The sequence below is a fragment of the Escherichia sp. E4742 genome (assembly GCF_005843885.1).
Classification (GTDB): domain Bacteria; phylum Pseudomonadota; class Gammaproteobacteria; order Enterobacterales; family Enterobacteriaceae; genus Escherichia.
Window position 1 is genome coordinate 3,679,175 of sequence record NZ_CP040443.1, and the last position, 19,703, is coordinate 3,698,877.

Sequence of the window (19,703 nt, forward strand, 5' to 3'; positions counted from 1 at the left end):
TTAATCAATAAGGAGTATTAAGCGTAAAATTTCAGACGTTCAGCCAGTAAATCAACAAAGCCCTGACGATCAACATCGACCATTACAGTGGCATTCGGTTTATTACCGGTCAGATAGTAATAATCAACAACTGTCATCCCCTGGGTATATTTCCCCTGTGTTTCAACGCCGACCCAGCGCTCCACGGTGGTAAACAACTCGGGTTTCAATAGCCAGGCAATGGTGCATGGGTCATGCAACGGCGCGCCGACAAAGCCCCATTTTTCGTCTTTATGATATTCGAGGAAGAAATCCAGCAGTTCGGCAACAATGGTTGAAATCGGGTTACCAATCGCGCGGAAACGCTCGGTGTCCTCAACGTGAATTTGCGCTTTGTGAGTGACATCCAGACCGGCCATCACCACCGGAATCCCTGACTGGAAGACAATTTCTGCCGCTTCCGGGTCAACGTAAATATTAAACTCGGCGGCTGGCGTCCAGTTACCAAGCCCCATTGCACCGCCCATAATCACTATACGGGCGATTTTGCTATGCAGTTCCGGATGGCTATTGAGCAGCAACGCGACGTTAGTTTGCGGTCCGGTAGAAACAATGGTGACAGGTTCCGCACTTTCACGCAGCGTTTTCGCCATCAACTCTACCGCCGTACAGTTTTGCGGTGCAAACGTCGGTTCCGGTAATGCCGGGCCGTCAAGTCCACTTTCGCCGTGTACGTTGTCCGCGATAATCAACTCACGCATTAACGGTTTCACCGCGCCGCCTGCTACCGGAATATCGGTGCGATTAAGCAAGGTAAGCATACGCAGAACATTGCGCAATGTTTTATCGGGTGTCTGGTTTCCGGCGGAAGATGTGATGGCTTTGACATCAAGCTCTGGTGAGGCGAGGGCGAGAACTATTGCGATAGCGTCGTCATGACCTGGGTCGCAATCTAACAGAATTGGCAGTGCCATTGTTGCTCCTTGTTGTGTGTTTCTTTGCGACAAGGGTAACGCCGGAATGTAACAGATACGAGGACCGAAACGATAAAGCGTGAGATGGCGCGCACCTGGGTATGCGCGCCAGAAGGATTAGTGCAGGATTTTCGCGAGGAAGTCTTTTGCGCGGTCCGATTTCGGATCATCGAAGAAAGCGTCTTTCGGCGAGTCTTCGACAATTTTTCCCTCGTCCATAAAGATCACTCTATTCGCCACTTTACGGGCAAAGCCCATTTCGTGGGTCACCACCATCATGGTCATCCCCTCGTTCGCCAGTTCGACCATCACGTCCAGCACTTCGTTGATCATCTCCGGATCCAGTGCCGATGTCGGTTCGTCGAACAGCATCGCAATAGGATCCATGCACAATGCGCGAGCGATCGCCACACGCTGCTGCTGACCACCGGAAAGCTGCGCCGGAAACTTATTGGCATGCGCGGAAAGTCCCACGCGCTCCAGCAATTTCAATGCTTTTTCACGAGCCGGCGCTTTATCGCGTTTAAGCACTTTCACCTGCGCCAGGGTCAGGTTTTCGATAATCGACAGATGAGGGAACAGCTCGAAATGCTGGAACACCATCCCGACGCGGGAACGCAGCTTCGCCAGATCGGTTTTCTTGTCGTTAACCACGATACCATCGACGGTGATTTCACCTTGCTGCACCGGTTCGAGGCCGTTGACGGTTTTAATCAGCGTTGATTTGCCGGAACCAGACGGGCCGCAAACCACCACCACTTCGCCTTTTTTCACTTCGGTTGAGCAGTTGGTCAGCACCTGAAAGTGACCATACCATTTTGAAACATTTTTCAGGGTAATCATTATGCTGTCCTTCTTTTCAAGTAGCTGACCAACAACGACGCGCTAAGGCTAATAACGAAATAAACAAACCCGGCAAACAGGATCATCTCAACCTGCGTACCATCACGTTCACCAATGGTTGAGGCGGTACGGAAGAAATCAGCCAGAGATAACACATACACCAGTGAGGTATCCTGGAACAGTACGATGCCCTGAGTGAGCAGCAGCGGCACCATCGCGCGGAACGCCTGCGGCAGAATAATCAGTTTCATCGACTGCCAGTGAGTCATTCCCAACGCCAGCGCGGCGCTCGACTGACCACGAGAAATACTTTGAATACCAGCACGGATAATCTCTGAATAGTAGGCCGCTTCAAACATCGAAAACGCCACCATCGCCGAAATTAAACGGATATCATTTTTTGGCGATAATCCCAGCACGTTTTGCAGAAAACCCGGCACAATCAGGTAAAACCACAGCAAAACCATAACTAAAGGAATCGAGCGGAATACGTTAACGTAGGCTTTGGCAAACCACGCTACGGGCGCAAAGCTGGACAAGCGCATCACCGCCAGCATGGTGCCCCACAAAATACCAATCACGACTGCCGTGACGGTGATTTTCAGGGTGATCACCAGCCCGTCGAGCAGATATGGCAGGGAAGGGACAATGGAACTCCAGTCAAACTCGTACATTATTTGCCCCCCATGTTGCCGGGCAGGCGAACTTTACGTTCAACCAGCGTCATTACCAGCATGATAACCGCGTTAATCAACACATACGCCAACGTAATAGCGGTAAACGATTCCCAGGCGTGGGCTGAGTAATCGAGCAATTTACCTGCCTGCGCTGCCATATCTACCAGACCGATGGTCGAGGCGATGGCGGAGTTTTTCACCAGGTTCATCATTTCGGAGGTCATCGGCGGGACGATAACGCGATAAGCGTTAGGCAGCAGTACGTAGCGGTAAGCCTGCGGTAGCGTCAGACCCATCGCCAGCGCGGCATTTTTTTGCCCACGCGGTAGCGACTGAATGGCGGCGCGTACCTGTTCGCAAACGCGAGCGGCAGTAAACAGTCCCAGGCAAAGCATGGATGAAAGGAAAAACTGAATATTGGGGTCCAGTTCTGCCTTAAACCACATGCCGATTTTCTCCGGCAGCAGTTCTGGGATCACCAGATACCAGGTAAAGAATTGCACGATCAATGGCACGTTGCGGAATAGTTCAACATACAACGTACCCAGACCGGAGAGAAAACGGTTAGGAACGGTACGCAAAATGCCGAATAACGAGCCGACGAGGAAAGCGATAATCCAGGCGCAGATCGACAAAGCGATCGTCACCTGAAAGCCGCTCCAGATCCAGCCGAGATAGGTGGTGTTGCCGAACGGGGCTTGTTGTAAAAAAATACCCCAGTTCCAGTCTATAGACATAAATCTACTCCAGAAAAAAGAGGGTAGCAGCGTTAACTGCTACCCTCGAAGATTGTTACTCAGCGTATTGCGGTTTTCAGGCCCGATGGGGAACGACCATCAGGCGTATAGTCTGTCCGTGCTACGTAACAATCGAGAGGGCTGGAATTTCCGCCCCTGGTTCTTGTAATTAGTTCAGTGCTTTGTCATTCGGTTCTTTGAACAGTGCTTTCATTTCGTCCGACAGTTCGAAATTCATGTTCAGGTTTTTCGGCGGAATTGGATTTTTGAACCATTTATCAAACCATTTTTCCGCTTCACCGGAGGTCTGCACCTGAGCGATGGTGTCATCCATCAGCTTTTTGAACTGCGGATCATCTTTACGCAACATACAACCGTAGGCTTCCTGAGACTGCGGCTTGCCGACGATTTCCCAGTTGTCTGGTTTCTTCGCTTTCGCTCGTTCACCGGCCAGCAGAGCGTCATCCATCATAAAGGCAACGGCACGACCGCTTTCCAGGGTGCGGAAAGAGTCACCGTGGTCTTTGGCGCTGATGATGCGCATGTTCATTTTTTGCTCTTCATTCAGTTTGTTGAGCAGAACTTCAGAGGTAGTACCGGAAGTGACGACCACGGCTTTGTCTTTCAGGTCGGCAAAATCTTTGATATCGCCGCCCTTTTTGGTCAGCAGGCGCGTACCGACCACGAAAATAGTGTCAGAGAAAGCCGCCTGTTTTTGGCGTTCGACGTTGTTGGTGGTAGAACCACATTCAAAATCGAAAGTGCCGTTTTGCAGCAGAGGAATACGGTTTTGTGAGGTGATCGGAATCAGTTTCACCTGCAAGTCCGGTTTGTTGAGTTTCTTTTTTACTGCTTCAACAATGGCGTTGGAGTAATCCTGCGAGTAACCCACCACTTTTTGCTGATTGTCGTAATAAGAGAAAGGCACTGAAGATTCACGGTGACCGACGACAATCACACCGTTTTTGGCGATTTTGTCCAGAGTACTGCCCGCTGCCGGGGCGGCGTCATCTGCCTGTGCCAGGCCTGCGGAAAGTGCCAGGGCCAGGATTGCTGTGGCAGGTTTACGTAATTGCATATCCAACTCCTTTATCTTCTGCGTTAAAAACGCATGGATACCCGTTGTGAGTGTTTGTGTTGTTATCATCTGCAACTTTATTGTGCAGTGTTGTGCTTGTTAGGTAACATTTAGTTTGGCTAAATGTAAAGATATTGCTGTTTTATTGTTTGTTTTTGCGAGATGCGCCGCACCATTCCGAAGCAAAATTCTTAAAATGCACTCTTTTAGTGCTACCGCTGGATTACTGTGGTGCAACCAGGTTGTACTGATGCTGATTCAGGGTTTGCCTTGTATAACAAAGCAATAGATGTGCCAAAGTTGGATAGGGGAATTTTATTATCCGGATAACGCACTGATGCCGCATCCGGCGAGCGTGCCGAAATACGGGATGTATTCCGGCACGATAAGAAGGGATTATTTACGTCGCTGACGCAGACTCATCAACACAGCGGCAAAACCAAACAGTGCAGTCAGCACCCACAGCGGCCAGTTGCCGGTACGGGCGTACGGTGTGAGTCCGGTAGTCGGCGTCACGTTAGTGGTCAACACCTCGCGGGTGAACTGCGGGATCATCGCCTGAATCTCACCCTGCGGACCAATCACCGCCGTAATACCGTTGTTGGTGCTGCGCAGAAGTGGGCGTGCCAGCTCCAGCGCACGCATTCGCGCCATCTGGAAGTGTTGCCATGGACCAATAGACTTACCAAACCATGCATCGTTGGAGATAGTCAGCAGATAGTCGGTATCCGGGCGGAAGTTATCGCGCACTTGCTCGCCAAGAATGATCTCGTAGCAAATAGCCGCAGTAAGCTCAATACCATTTACCGACAGCGGCGGCTGGATATATGGCCCACGGCTGAACGACGACATCGGCAGATCAAAGAACGGTGCTAACGGACGCAGAATCGACTCCAGCGGGACAAACTCGCCAAACGGAACCAGATGGTTTTTGTTATAGCGATCGGCTGATTCGTAGCTGTACGGTGCACCTTTACCCAGCGTGATGATGGTGTTGTAGGTATCGTAGCGGTTCTGCTTATTGAGGCGCGCATCGACAATCCCGGTGATCAACGAGCTACCTTTCTCACGCAGAACGCCATCCAGCTCTTTGAGGAACGGCTGCTGATTAATTTCCAGATCGGTTATCGCTGACTCCGGCCAGATAATCAACGATGATTTACCCATCAGCGGTGCCGTTGCGTTGTAGTAAATCTTCAGCGTATTAAGAAGCTGACTTTCATCCCACTTCAGCGATTGCGGAATATCGCCCTGAACCATCGAAACCTGAATGGTTTTCTCCGGTTGTGGGGTAAACCACTGGATGTAACGCAGCGGGAAGGGAAGGGCAAACAGTACGACAGCCACCACCAGCGGACGCCAGTTGCGTTTGACTAACGCCAGTGCTAGCAGGCCGCTAACCATCATCAGCAGGAAGTTAATGGCTTCCACGCCCATTATCGGTGCCAGCCCTTTTAACGGGCCATCAATCTGGCTATAGCCGAACTGTAACCACGGGAAGCCGGTCAGTACCCAACCGCGCAGAAACTCGGTCACTTGCCAGAGAGCAGGGGCGGCAATAGCCACGCGCAGCCAGGTGGTTTTCGGCCACAGACGCGACAACACGCCAGCAAACAGTCCGGTATACAGCGACAAATACGCCGCCAGCAGTACCACCAGGAAGATGTTAACCGGGCCAGGCATTCCGCCAAAGGTCGCGATGCTGACATAGACCCAGTTAATACCGCTGCCAAAGAGGCCAAATCCCCAGCAAAAGCCAATAGCGGCAGACTGGATTGGACGGCGGTTAAAGGTCAGCGCCTGAAGCCCCATCAGCGAAATAATCGCCGCAGGCCAGACGTCGTAAGGAGAGAAGGCCAGCGTTCCGCAGGCACCGAATAATAACGCCAGCAGCAGGCGAATGCGCTGGCGTTCAATTAATGAGGCAAAAGCCATGTAGTTATCTATCCAGTTTCGGTTTTATTCATCCAGCTTTGGCTGGGGTGAGTCATCCGGGATTTTGACATGAACCTGAATAATACGCCGACTATCGGCCATCGCCACTTTGAACTGGTAACCGTCGATGTCGATGGTTTCGCCACGCGCTGGAAGATGCCCAAATGCCTGCATCACCAGACCACCGATAGTGTCGACCTCTTCATCGCTAAAGTGGGTGCCGAACGCTTCGTTGAAGTCTTCAATGGAAGCCAGTGCGCGCACGGTCCAGGTATGACGACTCAGCTGACGGAAGTCGATATCATCTTCTTCGTCATACTCGTCTTCAATCTCACCAACAATCAGTTCCAGGATGTCTTCAATGGTCACCAGACCGGAAACCCCACCGAATTCGTCAATGACGATCGCCATGTGGTAACGCTGAGAGCGAAACTCTTTCAGCATCCGGTCTACGCGCTTACTTTCAGGGACGACAACCGCCTGACGTAACACTTTGTCCATGCTGAAGGCTTCAGCATCGCTGCGCATAAACGGCAGCAAGTCTTTCGCCATCAGAATCCCTTCAATGTGATCTTTGTCTTCGCTAATCACCGGGAAACGTGAGTGGGCGGACTCGATGATGACATCAAGGCATTCGTCCAGCGTCTGGTTGCGTTTCAGGGTAATCATCTGGGAGCGGGGGATCATGATGTCGCGGACGCGTTGGTCTGCGATGTCCATCACTCCTTCGAGCATATCGCGCGTATCTTCGTCGATAAGGTCGTTCTGCCCGGAATCACGGATCAGCGCCAGCAGTTCGTCACGGTTTTTCGGTTCACCGTGGAAAAGTTGGCTGAGTAACAGGGAGAAAAATCCCTTCTTGTTGCTTATCGTGTCACTACTGTGTGAATTGTCGTCGCTCATGGCGTCGTATGGGTTCTCATGTTAGTTAATCAAAACGCCGTCGTTAATCACCAACGGCGGGGACATCTGCCAGTCAAATGCCTGGCAAATTATTCTTTCTCGGCAATGTACGGATCCTCATAGCCCAGAGCAAGCATAATCTCTGTTTCGAGGGCTTCCATTTCTTCTGCTTCGTCATCTTCGATGTGATCGTAACCTAACAAATGCAGACTGCCGTGCACCACCATATGCGCCCAGTGCGCCTCCAGTGGTTTGCCTTGCTCCTGAGCTTCCTTCTCAACCACCTGACGGCAGATAACCAGATCGCCCAGTAGCGACATCTCCATTCCTGGCGGCACTTCAAACGGGAAGGAGAGCACGTTGGTTGGCTTATCCTTACCGCGATAGGTCAGATTGAGACTGTGGCTTTCGGCGGTATCGACCAGGCGAATAGTCACTTCCGATTCTTCCTGAAACTGCGGGATCACCGCATTCAGCCATGTTTGAAACTGGCTCTCTTCCGGCAACCCGGAATTATCTTCACATGCCAGTTGTAAATCGAGGATCACCTGACTCATTTTTGTTCCTGTTCTTCGCGCTTGCGTTCTGCCGCCAGCGCCGCTTTACGTTTTTGTTCGGCTTCTTCCCAGGCTTCATAGGCGTTAACGATACGCGCCACCACCGGGTGACGAACCACGTCTTCGCTGTGGAAGAAGTTAAAGCTGATTTCTTCGACTTCGGCGAGCACCTCAATGGCGTGACGCAAGCCTGATTTAGTATTACGCGGCAGGTCGATCTGCGTGACGTCGCCGGTAATAACCGCTTTTGAGTTAAAACCGATACGGGTCAGGAACATCTTCATCTGTTCGATGGTGGTGTTCTGGCTTTCATCAAGAATGATAAACGCGTCGTTCAGCGTACGACCACGCATATAGGCCAGCGGCGCGACTTCAATAACGTTGCGCTCAATCAGCTTCTCGACTTTCTCAAAGCCCAGCATTTCAAACAGCGCGTCGTACAGCGGGCGCAGATACGGGTCCACTTTCTGGCTTAAATCGCCAGGCAGGAAGCCCAGTTTCTCACCGGCTTCTACCGCCGGACGAGTCAGCAGAATACGGCGGATTTCCTGGCGCTCCAGGGCATCAACAGCCGCAGCTACTGCCAGGTAGGTTTTACCCGTACCTGCCGGGCCAACGCCGAAGGTAATGTCATGGTCGAGAATATTGGCGATGTACTGCGCCTGGTTTGGCGTACGTGGTTTAATCACGCCGCGTTTGGTCTTGATGTTGACCGCTTTGCCGTACTCCGGCACGCTCTCCGCGCTTTGCTCCAGTACCCGCGCTTCTTTAATCGCCAGGTGGATCTGTTCCGGTTCAATATCCTGAATCTGGCCGCGCATCGGGGCGGTATCGACATACAGGCTGCGCAGAATGTCTGCCGCGGCGGTGACGCAAATCGGGCGGCCGGTCAGTTTAAAGTGATTATCGCGGCGATTGATCTCGATGCCGAGACGGCGTTCGAGCTGCTTGATGTTGTCATCAAACGGGCCGCACAGGCTCAACAGACGCGCGTTGTCTGCTGGCTCCAGGGTGATTTCGCGAGTGTCTATGTTCAAACCGTTCCTCTTATCTGTATGCCGCCGGAAGCTGAACATTCACCGGCCTATAACGAAATTATTCACGCCACAGGAAAAAGGCGCAAGCATTGCGATAAAGATGGGGATAAAGAGAGAAAAAACAAGGCCCACCGGAACGGCGGGCCAGTGATTATTGACGAAGTGCGTGTTGTTCATGCCGGATGCGGCGTAAACGCCTTATCCGGCCTACAAATTCATGCGAATTCAATATATTGCTGGAATCATGTAGGCCTGATAAGCGTAGCGCATCAGGCAATTTGCGTTTGTCGTCAGTCTCAAAACTTACCAGACCGGCGGGCCTGAGAATTACGGCTGATAATAACCCACGCCCAGGTCATTTTCTTTGCGGGTACGGGCAATCACCGATTCCGGAGCCTCTGCCACGCGCAGACCCATTTCCTCTTCGGTACGCACCACTTTACCGCGCAGAGAGTTCGGGTAGACGTCGGTAATTTCTACATCGACGAATTTACCGATCATATCCGGCGTGCCTTCGAAGTTGACCACGCGGTTGTTTTCTGTACGACCAGAAAGCTCCATGATGCTCTTACGTGAAGTACCTTCTACCAGAATACGCTGGGTGGTGCCGAGCATCCGGCGGCTCCATGCCATCGCTTGCTGATTGATACGTTCTTGCAGAATATACAGACGCTGCTTCTTCTCTTCTTCCGGAACATCATCAACCATATCGGCGGCTGGCGTACCCGGACGTGCAGAGAAGATAAAGCTGTAGCTCATGTCGAAATTGACGTCGGCAATCAGCTTCATCGTTTTCTCGAAGTCTTCGGTGGTTTCGCCAGGGAAGCCAACGATAAAGTCAGAACTGATCTGAATATCCGGACGCGCCGCACGCAATTTACGGATGATCGCTTTGTACTCCAGCGCCGTATGGGTACGTCCCATCAGGTTCAGAATACGATCGGAACCGCTCTGTACCGGCAGGTGCAGGAAGCTCACCAGCTCCGGCGTGTCGCGGTATACTTCGATGATATCGTCGGTGAATTCGATCGGATGGCTGGTGGTAAAGCGAATACGATCGATCCCGTCGATCGCAGCAACCAGACGCAGCAGATCGGCAAACGATCCAGTGGTGCCGTCGTAGTTTTCACCACGCCAGGCGTTCACGTTCTGACCGAGCAGGTTGACTTCACGCACGCCCTGAGCAGCAAGCTGGGCAATCTCAAACAGAATATCGTCGGACGGACGGCTTACCTCTTCACCACGGGTGTAAGGCACCACGCAGTAGGTGCAATATTTATTGCAGCCTTCCATGATGGAGACAAACGCGGTCGGCCCTTCGGCGCGCGGTTCCGGCAGACGGTCGAACTTCTCGATTTCCGGGAAGCTGATATCTACAACCGGGCTGCGGTCGCCGCGCACGGAGTTGATCATCTCCGGCAGACGGTGCAGCGTTTGCGGCCCAAAAATAATATCGACATAGTGGGCGCGCTGGCGAATGTGCTCGCCTTCTTGCGATGCCACGCAGCCGCCGACGCCGATAATCAGGTCTGGATTCTTCTCTTTTAACAGTTTCCAGCGACCCAACTGATGGAAGACTTTTTCCTGAGCCTTCTCGCGGATTGAGCAGGTGTTCAGCAGCAGCACATCCGCTTCTTCCGCCACGTCGGTCAGTTGATAGCCGTGGGTGGCATCCAGCAGATCGGCCATCTTCGATGAATCGTACTCGTTCATCTGACAGCCCCAGGTTTTAATATGGAGTTTTTTGGTCATCGACTTGCTCTTGCGAATAGTAGCCAGGAATGCAGGGCGCATAGTGTAATGCTTTGCTGCCGTTGTGACCAGTATGAGCGTTATCAGCCCTTGGGGGTAAAAATCCTGTAAACTTAAAGCATATTGCTAACAGGATGATTGACCATGACAAATCAACCAACGGAAATTGCCATTGTCGGCGGAGGAATGGTCGGCGGCGCACTGGCGCTGGGACTGGCGCAGCACGGATTTTTGGTAACGGTAATCGAGCACGCAGAACCTGCGCCGTTTGTGGCCGACAGCCAGCCGGACGTGCGGATCTCGGCGATTAGTGCGGCTTCGGTGTCATTGCTTAAAGGTTTAGGCGTCTGGGATGCGGTACAGGCCATGCGTTGCCATCCTTATCGCAGACTGGAAACGTGGGAGTGGGAAACGGCGCATGTGGTGTTTGACGCCGCTGAACTTAAGTTACCGTTGCTTGGCTATATGGTAGAAAACACTGTCCTGCAACAGGCGTTGTGGCAGGCGCTGGAAGCGCATCCGAAAGTAACGTTACGTGTGCCAACCTCGCTGATTGCGCTGCATCGCCATAATGATCTTCAGGAGCTGGAACTGAAGGGCGGTGAAACGATCCGCGCGAAGCTGGTGATTGGTGCCGACGGCGCAAATTCGCAGGTGCGGCAGATGGCGGGAATTGGCGTTCATGCCTGGCAGTATGCGCAGTCGTGTATGTTGATTAGCGTACAGTGCGAGAACGATCCCGGCGATAGCACCTGGCAGCAGTTTACCCCGGACGGTCCACGCGCGTTTCTGCCGTTGTTTGATAACTGGGCGTCGCTGGTGTGGTATGACTCTCCGGCGCGCATTCGCCAGTTGCAGAGTATGAATATGGCGCAGTTACAGGCGGAAATTGCTAAACATTTTCCGTCGCGTCTGGGTTACGTGACACCACTTGCAGCAGGCGCTTTTCCGCTGACGCGTCGCCATGCGTTGCAGTATGTGCAGCCGGGGCTGGCGCTGGTGGGCGATGCCGCGCATACCATTCATCCGCTGGCAGGGCAGGGAGTGAATCTTGGCTATCGGGATGTCGATGCTCTGATTGATGTTCTGGTCAACGCCCGCAGCTATGGCGAAGCGTGGGCCAGTTATCCAATCCTCAAGCGTTACCAGATGCGTCGCATGGCGGATAACTTCATGATGCAAAGCGGTATGGATCTGTTTTATGCCGGATTCAGCAATAATCTGCCGCCGCTGCGTTTTATACGTAATCTTGGTTTGATGGCGGCGGAACGTGCTGGCGTACTGAAACGTCAGGCGCTGAAATATGCGTTAGGGTTGTAGTCTCACAATATTGCCGGATGCATGCCAACCGTAGGTCGGATAAGACGCGCCAGCGTCGCATCCGACGTTGAAGGATAATACGTGCCAGCGTCGCATCCGACATTGAATATACGCAGAAAAGCAAAAAGCTCGCCGAAGCGAGCTTTTTTAATGTGGCTGGGGTACGAGGATTCGAACCTCGGAATGCCGGAATCAGAATCCGGTGCCTTACCGCTTGGCGATACCCCAACAGGGTGCACTTACAAGGTAAGCGTCTTGAATAAATTGGCTGGGGTACGAGGATTCGAACCTCGGAATGCCGGAATCAGAATCCGGTGCCTTACCGCTTGGCGATACCCCAACAAATTTGTTTTTGAATTTGCCGAATCTATTCGACAGATTCAGAATTTGGTGGCTACGACGGGATTCGAACCTGTGACCCCATCATTATGAGTGATGTGCTCTAACCAACTGAGCTACGTAGCCAGATTATTTCTTCGATGGCTGGGGTACCTGGATTCGAACCAGGGAATGCCGGTATCAAAAACCGGTGCCTTACCGCTTGGCGATACCCCAATAACCGGGCGGTGAACCGCTTACTCGAAGAAGATGGCTGGGGTACCTGGATTCGAACCAGGGAATGCCGGTATCAAAAACCGGTGCCTTACCGCTTGGCGATACCCCATCCGTACAACGCTTTCTGGTGAATGGTGCGGGAGGCGAGACTTGAACTCGCACACCTTGCGGCGCCAGAACCTAAATCTGGTGCGTCTACCAATTTCGCCACTCCCGCAAAAAAGATGGTGGCTACGACGGGATTCGAACCTGTGACCCCATCATTATGAGTGATGTGCTCTAACCAACTGAGCTACGTAGCCATCTTTTTTTCGCGTTACCTTATCGGCGTTGCGGGGCGCATTATGCGTATAGAGCCTTGCAGCGTCAACCTCTTTTTCAAGGAAAATTGCTCGAAAGTGACTGTTTGGTTAGGTTGCGAACAGCGTGGCGCTATATTCGTCAATTATTGTTTATTTCGTGTTTTTTTCTGTTGTTTTGCTATACAGGATGAAATTCGGAATTCAACAATAGCGCCGAAGAATTATCTCATGAAATACTGCACCGTTACGATTGGACAGGGCAGGAATTGCGGCGCCCGCATCTCTGCTATCATTTCAGGCGATTCATTGAGGGAATAATATGCTGCGTTTTATCACGGTGCTGGTCAGTGCTTTATTATTTATGCAATCCGCATTTGCCGATACAGCCCGACCGGAAATCGGTAAATATGTTTTTGGCTATCGTGGGCAGGAAGGCGCTGTGGTGTGGATGATGCGAATCGGGCCGCAAGCGTCTAATGAAGCACTCGTTCAGGTATCGCATGTTGATAATGACATCGATGGTCAGATTTTTCGCTGTAAAGTAAAAGTATTACAGGAAGGTGAGAAATCTTATACCGCTGTAATCAAGGGGGAATCTTTTGAGTTATTACGCCTGAAAGAGGGAAATGGCAGCCTGCATATCCCGGAGGAATCGGCAACCTGGTCAGTCGCTTACAGTAATGAGTTATCTGACAGTGATGTAGCAAATCCGGAACATTTCCTCACTGCATATCAGAATCAACAAGCTCCCCAGTAACTGAAATTGCCCCGGATTTCTCCGGGGGCAATATTACACGTCTTATTTATATGCAGACTGGTGAACACCAACCGCGCGACCAGACGGATCGTCCATTTTCTTGAACGCTTCATCCCATTCGATCGCTTTAGCAGAAGAACAAGCGACGGACGGGCCGCCCGGTACGCACTCTGCGGCGCTCGGAAGCGGGAACAATTCTTCAAAGATTTCCCGATACAGATACGCTTCTTTTGAGGTTGGCGTGTTGTATGGGAAGCGGAAGCGGGCAGTTTCCAGTTGTTGATCGGAAACCTGCTGCGCCGCCACTTCTTTCAGTGTGTCAATCCAACTGTAACCGACGCCATCGGAGAACTGCTCTTTCTGCCGCCAGGCAACACTTGCAGGCAGGTACGACTCAAAACATTCACGCAGGATGTGTTTTTCCATCTTACCGTTACCGCACATTTTATCCTGCGGGTTAATACGCATTGCTACGTCGAGGAATTTTTTGTCAAGGAACGGAACGCGCGCTTCCACTCCCCAGGCCGACATCGCTTTGTTGGCACGCGCGCAGTCATACATATGCAGGGCCAGCAGTTTACGTACAGTCTCTTCATGCAGCTCTTTGGCGTTCGGCGCTTTGTGGAAGTAAAGATAACCGCCAAACACTTCATCAGAACCTTCACCGGACAGTACCATCTTAATGCCCATCGCCTTGATCTTACGCGACATTAAATACATCGGTGTTGAAGCGCGAATAGTGGTCACATCGTACGTTTCGATGTGGTAAATCACATCGCGGATGGCATCCAGACCTTCCTGTACAGTGAAGTGAATTTCGTGATGCACAGTGCCCAGATGGTTTGCCACTTCCTGTGCTGCTTTCAGATCCGGTGAACCCGGCAGACCTACGGCAAAGGAGTGCAACTGAGGCCACCAGGCTTCGGAACGTTCCTGATCTTCCACGCGACGGGCGGCGTATTTCTTGGTGATCGCGGAAATAATTGAGGAATCCAGACCCCCCGAGAGCAGCACACCGTAAGGCACGTCAGACATCAGATGGCTTTTAACGGAATCTTCCAGCGCCTGACGCAGTTCGTTTTTGTCGGTCACGTTATCTTTCACCGCATCGTAGTCGAACCAGTCACGATGATAATAAGAACGGATTTCGCCGTCCTGGCTCCACAAATAGCTCCCCGCCGGGAACTCTTTAATCGTGCGGCATACTGGCACGAGAGCTTTCATTTCTGAGGCCACATACAGCTGACCGTGTTCGTCATAGCCCATATACAGTGGGATAATCCCCAGATGGTCGCGACCAATCAGATATGCATCTTTTTCGCTGTCGTACAGGGCAAAGGCGAACATGCCCTGCAAGTCGTCGAGAAATTCCGCCCCTTTTTCCTGATACAACGCGAGGATCACTTCGCAGTCAGACCCGGTCTGAAACTGGTAACGATCGCCATACTCAGCACGCAATGCCTGGTGGTTGTAGATTTCACCGTTTACCGCCAGTACGTGGGTTTTTTGTTGGTTGTAGAGAGGTTGCGCCCCCGCGTTAACGTCAACAATTGACAGACGTTCGTGGGCGAGAATGGCGTTATCGCTGGCATAAATACCGGACCAGTCCGGGCCGCGATGACGCATCAGGCGTGACAGCTCGAGTGCTTTCTTCCGCAGCTCAACTGCGTCTGTTTTGATATCGAATACGCCAAAAATTGAACACATAACCTTCTCCGTTAACCTGGTGTTTGCTGTTTGTTGTGTTTGCTTGTTTAAAAAAATGCCGCAAAGCAGCACTGTGCGCAAGCGATTTGGCGGTGTAAAAATAAAAAACGTAATGGTGATTGTCGATTAGTGAAAAAAGGTCTGGTGTAGTGATGTGTTTATTGATGGATCGATAATTTTTGACAGGTTTTATTGAATGGATATATTTTGCGGGGGGATAAGAAACCAAATCGCTTAAAAAGTGAGATTTGTTCATGCCGGATGCGGTGTGAACACTTTATCCGGCCTACAAAATCATGAAAATTCAATATATTGCAGGAGCTGTGTGGGCCTGATAAGCGTAGCGCATCAGGCAGTTTGGCGTTTGTCATCAATATCAACCACGCCCTGAGACGTGGTTGCTATTCAGATAACATCAATTTCAGCGACCGACGGATAAATCCAGCTGGGGCGGAACGGCATACTGTCGATATCGTCGAGCGACGAAACGCCGGAGAGCACAAGAATCGTCTCCAGACCGGCCTGGAAGCCCGCCAGAATATCGGTACGCAGGTTATCGCCGACAATCACCGTTTCTTCCGAGTGCGCCTGCATTTTGTTTAATGCTGCACGGATGATCCACGGGCTGGGCTTACCAACATAGAACGGTTTACGTCCGGAGATTTTCTCAATGCCCGCGCACAGCGCGCCACAGGCGGGATAAAAACCGCGCCCGTGGGTGTCCGGGTTGGTGGCGATAAAGCGTGCACCATTAGCGACGAAATAGGCCGCTTTATGCATCATGTCCCAGTTGTAGGAACGCGTTTCGCCAACAATCACAAAATCAGGGTTCACATCGGTAATAGTGAAACCGGCTTTGTACAGCTCATGAATCAGCGCGCCTTCGCCCACCACATACGCTTTTTTACCTTCCTGACGACGCAGGAAATCGGCGGTTGCCATCGCGGAGGTATAAAACACGCTGTCCGGCACATCGACACCGGCAGTGGCAAAGCGGTTCGCCAGATCTTGCCCGGTCTGCGAAGGATAGTTGGTCAGCAACACCAGCGGCAGGCCTTTATCCATAATCCCGTGCAAAAATTCCGCTGCACCCGGTACGGCGACGTTATCGTGCATCAGCACGCCGTCGATATCGCAAATTACATTTTTAATGGTCATGGACTACCCAGAATATTGACAACAATAAGCGCCACTATAAAAGCACATTAATTTTCCAGCAAATGCTGGAGCAAAATACCGTTGAGCATGGCGCGTTTTACCAGCGCAAAAGCGCCGATTGCCGAGCGGTGATCCAGCTCAGAACGTACCACCGGCAGATTAGTGCGAAACGCCTTCAGTGCCTGAGTATTAATGCAGCTTTCAATAGCAGGGAGTAGCACTTTATCGGCTTCGGTGATTTCACCGGCAATAACAATTTTTTGCGGATTAAATAAGTTGATAGCAATGGCGATGGTTTTGCCCAGATGACGACCGACATACTCGATTACTTCCGAGGCCAGGCTATCGCCTTTGTTCGCGGCTTTGCAGATAGTTTTGATGGTGCAGTCGTCCAGTGGCACACGGCTCTGGTAGCCCTGCTTTAATAAATTCAACACCCGATGTTCAATGGCAGCGTTGGCAGCGATAGTTTCCAGGCAGCCGAAGTTGCCACAGTGGCAGCGTTCTCCCAGCGGTTCAACCTGAATATGACCAATTTCACCGACGTTGCCGTTGCGACCGATAAAAATGCGCCCGTTAGAGATGATTCCTGCCCCGGTTCCGCGATGAACTCGCACCAGAATGGAGTCTTCGCAATCCTGACTTGCACCGAAGTAGTGCTCTGCCAGCGCCAGACTGCGGATATCGTGGCCGACAAAACAGGTCACTTTAAAACGCTCTTCCAGTGCTTCAACCAGCCCCCAGTTTTCCACCTGAATATGCGGCATGTAGTGAATTTTGCCGCTGTCCGGGTCGACCAGCCCGGGCAGGATCACTGAAATGGCGATCAGCTCCCGCAGCTTGCGCTGGTGGTTATCAATAAACTGAGCAATGGCATTCAGCAGGGCATGTTCCAGCGTCTGCTGGGTACGTTCTGGTAGTGGGTAATGTTCTTCTGCCAGAACTTTGCTGCTGAGATCAAACAGGGTGATGGTGGCGTCGTGACGACCGAGACGTACGCCGATTGCGTGGAAATTGCGGGTTTCGGTGACGATAGAGATAGCGCGGCGGCCCCCGGTGGAGGCCTGCTGATCAACTTCTTTGATCAGCCCGCGTTCGATAAGCTGACGCGTAATTTTGGTTACGCTGGCGGGGGCAAGCTGGCTTTGCTCAGCAATCTGAATTCGCGAGATTGGCCCATGCTGGTCAATCAGGCGATAAACCGCCGCGCTGTTAAGCTGTTTTACGAGATCAACATTACCTATCTGAGCTTGTCCGCCTGGTGTCATACTTTCTCTTATTGGGTTACGACCTCGTTACCGTTAACGATGGTCCTGGTGATTTTAAAATCAGGTGTGAATGCGGTCAGGTTGGCCACTTTACCTGCGGCGAGAGTGCCGAGACGTTTTTCAACGCCAATCGCACGAGCCGGATAGAGCGTCGCCATACGCAGCACTTCATCCAGTGCGATACCGCAATGTTCAACCAGATTACGCACGCCTTCAATCATGGTTAAGGATGAACCACTTAACGTACCATTCTCATCCACACAAAGTCCGTTGCGGTAGTATATTGTTTTACCCGCAAAAATGAACTCTTCAATATTGGCGCCTGCTGGCGCAGTCGCGTCAGTGACCAGACACAGTTTGTCGCCTTTCAGACGTTTGGCATTGCGAATGTTGGCGTAATCAACGTGCAGACCATCGGCAATAATACCGCAATAAATGTCTGCTTCGTCGAGAATTGCACCTGCCAGCCCCGGTTCACGGCCAGTAATATACGGCATCGCGTTATACAGATGGGTGGCAAAGGTAATACCCGCGCGGAAACCGGCTTTCGCTTCTTTCAACGTCGCGTTGGAGTGACCGGCAGACACCACAATCCCGGCATTTGCCAGTTTGCTGATGACTTCCGCAGGAACCATTTCCGGTGCCAGGGTAACTTTAGTAATCACATCAGCGTTTTCACACAGGAAATCAACCAGCGCAGCATCGGGTTTACGCACGAAGCTCGGGTTATGAGTGCCTTTTTTCACCAGGTTCAGCCACGGGCCTTCCAGGTGTAAACCTAATGCCTGATTCGGATGTTTTGCCAGGTACTCACGCATCACGCGCACGCCCTGTTTCATCAGGTCATCGCTGGTGGTGATAAGCGTCGGCAAATAGTTTGTGCAGCCTGATTTCTCATTGGCTTTCTGCATGATTTCCAGCGTTTCCACGCTGACTGCTTCAGCGGTATCGTTAAACTGTACGCCGCCGCAGCCGTTTAACTGCACATCAATAAAACCGGGGGAGAGAATGGCCCCGTTCAGTGAACGTTGTTCAATCTCTGGCGGCAGTTCCGCTACTGGGCAGACGCTTTTAATCAGGCCATCAGCGATAACAACTGCATGGTCATCAAGAAATTCATGACCGGTAAAAATCCGGCCCTGGGTTAATGCATACATTCCGACCCCCGATTTCAAAAATAATAATGCCCTGAGCAAGGCGTCAGGGCAGGGATAACAATTACAGACCTTTGATATTTTCTGCTTCTAATTCGTTGAAATATCTTAAAGTCTTAACTTTTAGCTCCATGGTGGATGGTTCATCACACACCATGATGGCTTTCGGATGCAGTTGCAGACAGCTGATGGTCCACATGTGGTTAACGCAACCTTCAACTGCGGCCTGCAGTGCCAGTGCTTTCTGGCTGCCCAGCACCAGAATCATCACTTCTTCGGCATCCAGCAGTGTACCCACACCTACGGTCAGCGCATATTTTGGCACCTGATTCACATCGTTATCAAAGAAACGAGAGTTTGCGACGCGAGTGTCATGTGTCAGGGTTTTGATACGGGTGCGAGAGGCGAGAGAAGAGGCTGGTTCGTTAAATGCAATGTGACCGTCGTTACCTACACCGCCCATAAACAGGTGGATTTTGCCGTAAGAGCGGATTTTTTCTTCATATTGGCGGCATTCGGCGTCGATATCTGGGGCATTGCCGTTGAGCAGGTTGATATTTTCTGCTGGAATATCAACGTGATCGAAGAAGTTACGGTGCATGAAACTGTAGTAGCTTTCCGGATGCTCTTTCGGCAGACCGACATATTCGTCCATGTTGAAGGTGACAACGTGCTTAAAGCTGACCTGGCCTGCTTTATGCATTTCGACTAACGCTTTATAGGTGGTCATCGGCGTGCCGCCAGTCGGCAGGCCAAGCACAAACGGACGATCGGCTGTCGGTTTGAACGCATTAATACGATTAACGATATGGCGAGCAGCCCATTTGCCGACCTGTTCAGCGGTAGTCAGGGGGATCAGTCTCATTATTCACCTCAAGTAAGTAAAAAGTAAGCCGTTGGCGGATTAGGCATCTTTAAGCGTAACCTGGATTTGCGCAGACAGGCGTCAATCCGACCTGATTTTTTGAATGATAAAATAAGTTTTCTGGTTTAGCCAGTAAAAGGGAGTA

At 51.6% G+C, this 19,703-nt stretch carries 17 protein-coding genes and 7 tRNA genes; 2 read left to right on the forward strand and 22 right to left on the reverse strand.

Annotation, left to right across the window (positions count from 1 at the left end):
- Nucleotides 1–17: 17 nt before the first annotated feature.
- The 10 genes from rihA to miaB all read right to left on the reverse strand — a co-directional run bounded on the left by rihA (nt 18) and on the right by miaB (nt 10,472).
- Nucleotides 18–953 (reverse strand): pyrimidine-specific ribonucleoside hydrolase RihA, encoded by a 936-nt coding sequence (gene rihA, locus FEM44_RS17675; RefSeq protein WP_131161044.1) that lies wholly within the window; start codon nt 951–953, stop codon nt 18–20.
- A gap of 117 nt (nt 954–1,070) precedes the next feature.
- Nucleotides 1,071–1,796, reverse strand: coding sequence for a glutamate/aspartate ABC transporter ATP-binding protein GltL (gene gltL / locus FEM44_RS17680; protein ID WP_032224929.1), 726 nt, complete (start codon nt 1,794–1,796; stop codon nt 1,071–1,073).
- Entirely contained in the window at nt 1,796–2,470 is a 675-nt protein-coding gene (gltK, locus tag FEM44_RS17685; RefSeq protein ID WP_000272824.1) for a glutamate/aspartate ABC transporter permease GltK, read from the reverse strand. The genes gltL and gltK overlap by 1 nt, the downstream gene beginning before the upstream one ends.
- Nucleotides 2,470–3,210 carry a glutamate/aspartate ABC transporter permease GltJ gene (gene gltJ / locus FEM44_RS17690; protein WP_000020950.1) on the reverse strand — a complete coding sequence of 247 codons (741 nt, stop codon included), beginning with the start codon at nt 3,208–3,210 and terminating at the stop codon, nt 2,470–2,472. Before gltJ ends, gltK begins: the two co-directional genes overlap by 1 nt.
- A gap of 169 nt (nt 3,211–3,379) precedes the next feature.
- Nucleotides 3,380–4,288, reverse strand: coding sequence for a glutamate/aspartate ABC transporter substrate-binding protein GltI (gene gltI, locus FEM44_RS17695; RefSeq protein WP_001309342.1), 909 nt, complete (start codon nt 4,286–4,288; stop codon nt 3,380–3,382).
- Between the two features lie 396 nt (nt 4,289–4,684).
- Nucleotides 4,685–6,223 carry an apolipoprotein N-acyltransferase gene (gene lnt, locus FEM44_RS17700; protein WP_135523042.1) on the reverse strand — a complete coding sequence of 513 codons (1,539 nt, stop codon included), beginning with the start codon at nt 6,221–6,223 and terminating at the stop codon, nt 4,685–4,687.
- Nucleotides 6,224–6,247: 24 nt separating this feature from the next.
- Nucleotides 6,248–7,126, reverse strand: coding sequence for a CNNM family magnesium/cobalt transport protein CorC (gene corC / locus FEM44_RS17705; protein WP_001278605.1), 879 nt, complete (start codon nt 7,124–7,126; stop codon nt 6,248–6,250).
- Between the two features lie 89 nt (nt 7,127–7,215).
- Nucleotides 7,216–7,683, reverse strand: a complete 468-nt coding sequence (ybeY, locus tag FEM44_RS17710) for an rRNA maturation RNase YbeY (protein WP_000084457.1) — start codon at nt 7,681–7,683, stop codon at nt 7,216–7,218.
- The gene (locus FEM44_RS17715; protein WP_002430212.1) at nt 7,680–8,720 is read right to left on the reverse strand and encodes a PhoH family protein; all 1,041 of its coding nucleotides are present in this window, start codon (nt 8,718–8,720) and stop codon (nt 7,680–7,682) included. The genes ybeY and FEM44_RS17715 overlap by 4 nt, the downstream gene beginning before the upstream one ends.
- Nucleotides 8,721–9,047: 327 nt before the next feature.
- Nucleotides 9,048–10,472: a tRNA (N6-isopentenyl adenosine(37)-C2)-methylthiotransferase MiaB gene (gene miaB, locus FEM44_RS17720; RefSeq protein ID WP_135523041.1), complete on the reverse strand. Its 1,425-nt coding sequence runs from the start codon at nt 10,470–10,472 to the stop codon at nt 9,048–9,050.
- A 144-nt stretch (nt 10,473–10,616) separates the two neighbouring features.
- Between miaB and ubiF the strand changes: the two genes are divergently transcribed.
- A complete protein-coding gene (gene ubiF, locus FEM44_RS17725) occupies nt 10,617–11,792 on the forward strand; it encodes a 3-demethoxyubiquinol 3-hydroxylase (RefSeq protein WP_135523040.1) in 1,176 nt (391 codons plus the stop codon).
- Nucleotides 11,793–11,945: 153 nt separating this feature from the next.
- Here the strand turns inward: ubiF and FEM44_RS17730 are convergent.
- From FEM44_RS17730 to FEM44_RS17760, 7 genes are all read right to left on the reverse strand, one after another.
- Nucleotides 11,946–12,020, reverse strand: a tRNA-Gln gene (locus FEM44_RS17730).
- Nucleotides 12,021–12,057: 37 nt separating this feature from the next.
- A tRNA-Gln gene (locus tag FEM44_RS17735) sits at nt 12,058–12,132 on the reverse strand.
- A gap of 48 nt (nt 12,133–12,180) precedes the next feature.
- Nucleotides 12,181–12,257: transfer RNA gene (locus FEM44_RS17740), tRNA-Met, on the reverse strand.
- 15 nt (nt 12,258–12,272) lie between these two features.
- Nucleotides 12,273–12,347: transfer RNA gene (locus FEM44_RS17745), tRNA-Gln, on the reverse strand.
- A 34-nt stretch (nt 12,348–12,381) separates the two neighbouring features.
- A tRNA-Gln gene (locus FEM44_RS17750) sits at nt 12,382–12,456 on the reverse strand.
- Nucleotides 12,457–12,479: 23 nt separating this feature from the next.
- Nucleotides 12,480–12,564 (reverse strand) — tRNA-Leu (locus FEM44_RS17755).
- 8 nt (nt 12,565–12,572) lie between these two features.
- Nucleotides 12,573–12,649, reverse strand: a tRNA-Met gene (locus FEM44_RS17760).
- A gap of 319 nt (nt 12,650–12,968) precedes the next feature.
- Between FEM44_RS17760 and FEM44_RS17765 the strand changes: the two genes are divergently transcribed.
- Entirely contained in the window at nt 12,969–13,406 is a 438-nt protein-coding gene (locus FEM44_RS17765) for a hypothetical protein (RefSeq protein ID WP_135523039.1), read from the forward strand.
- 42 nt (nt 13,407–13,448) lie between these two features.
- Here FEM44_RS17765 and asnB read toward each other — a convergent pair whose 3' ends face one another.
- The 5 genes from asnB to nagB form a co-directional block, all read right to left on the reverse strand.
- The gene (gene asnB / locus FEM44_RS17770) at nt 13,449–15,113 is read right to left on the reverse strand and encodes an asparagine synthase B (protein ID WP_000337055.1); all 1,665 of its coding nucleotides are present in this window, start codon (nt 15,111–15,113) and stop codon (nt 13,449–13,451) included.
- Between the two features lie 405 nt (nt 15,114–15,518).
- Entirely contained in the window at nt 15,519–16,271 is a 753-nt protein-coding gene (gene nagD, locus FEM44_RS17775; RefSeq protein WP_000153129.1) for a ribonucleotide monophosphatase NagD, read from the reverse strand.
- 47 nt (nt 16,272–16,318) lie between these two features.
- Nucleotides 16,319–17,539: a DNA-binding transcriptional regulator NagC gene (nagC, locus tag FEM44_RS17780; protein ID WP_135523038.1), complete on the reverse strand. Its 1,221-nt coding sequence runs from the start codon at nt 17,537–17,539 to the stop codon at nt 16,319–16,321.
- Nucleotides 17,540–17,547: 8 nt separating this feature from the next.
- On the reverse strand, nt 17,548–18,696 hold the full coding sequence (gene nagA / locus FEM44_RS17785; protein WP_135523037.1) for an N-acetylglucosamine-6-phosphate deacetylase: 1,149 nt from the start codon (nt 18,694–18,696) through the stop codon (nt 17,548–17,550).
- A gap of 61 nt (nt 18,697–18,757) precedes the next feature.
- On the reverse strand, nt 18,758–19,558 hold the full coding sequence (nagB, locus tag FEM44_RS17790; RefSeq protein WP_001237072.1) for a glucosamine-6-phosphate deaminase: 801 nt from the start codon (nt 19,556–19,558) through the stop codon (nt 18,758–18,760).
- Between the last annotated feature and the right edge of the window lie 145 nt (nt 19,559–19,703).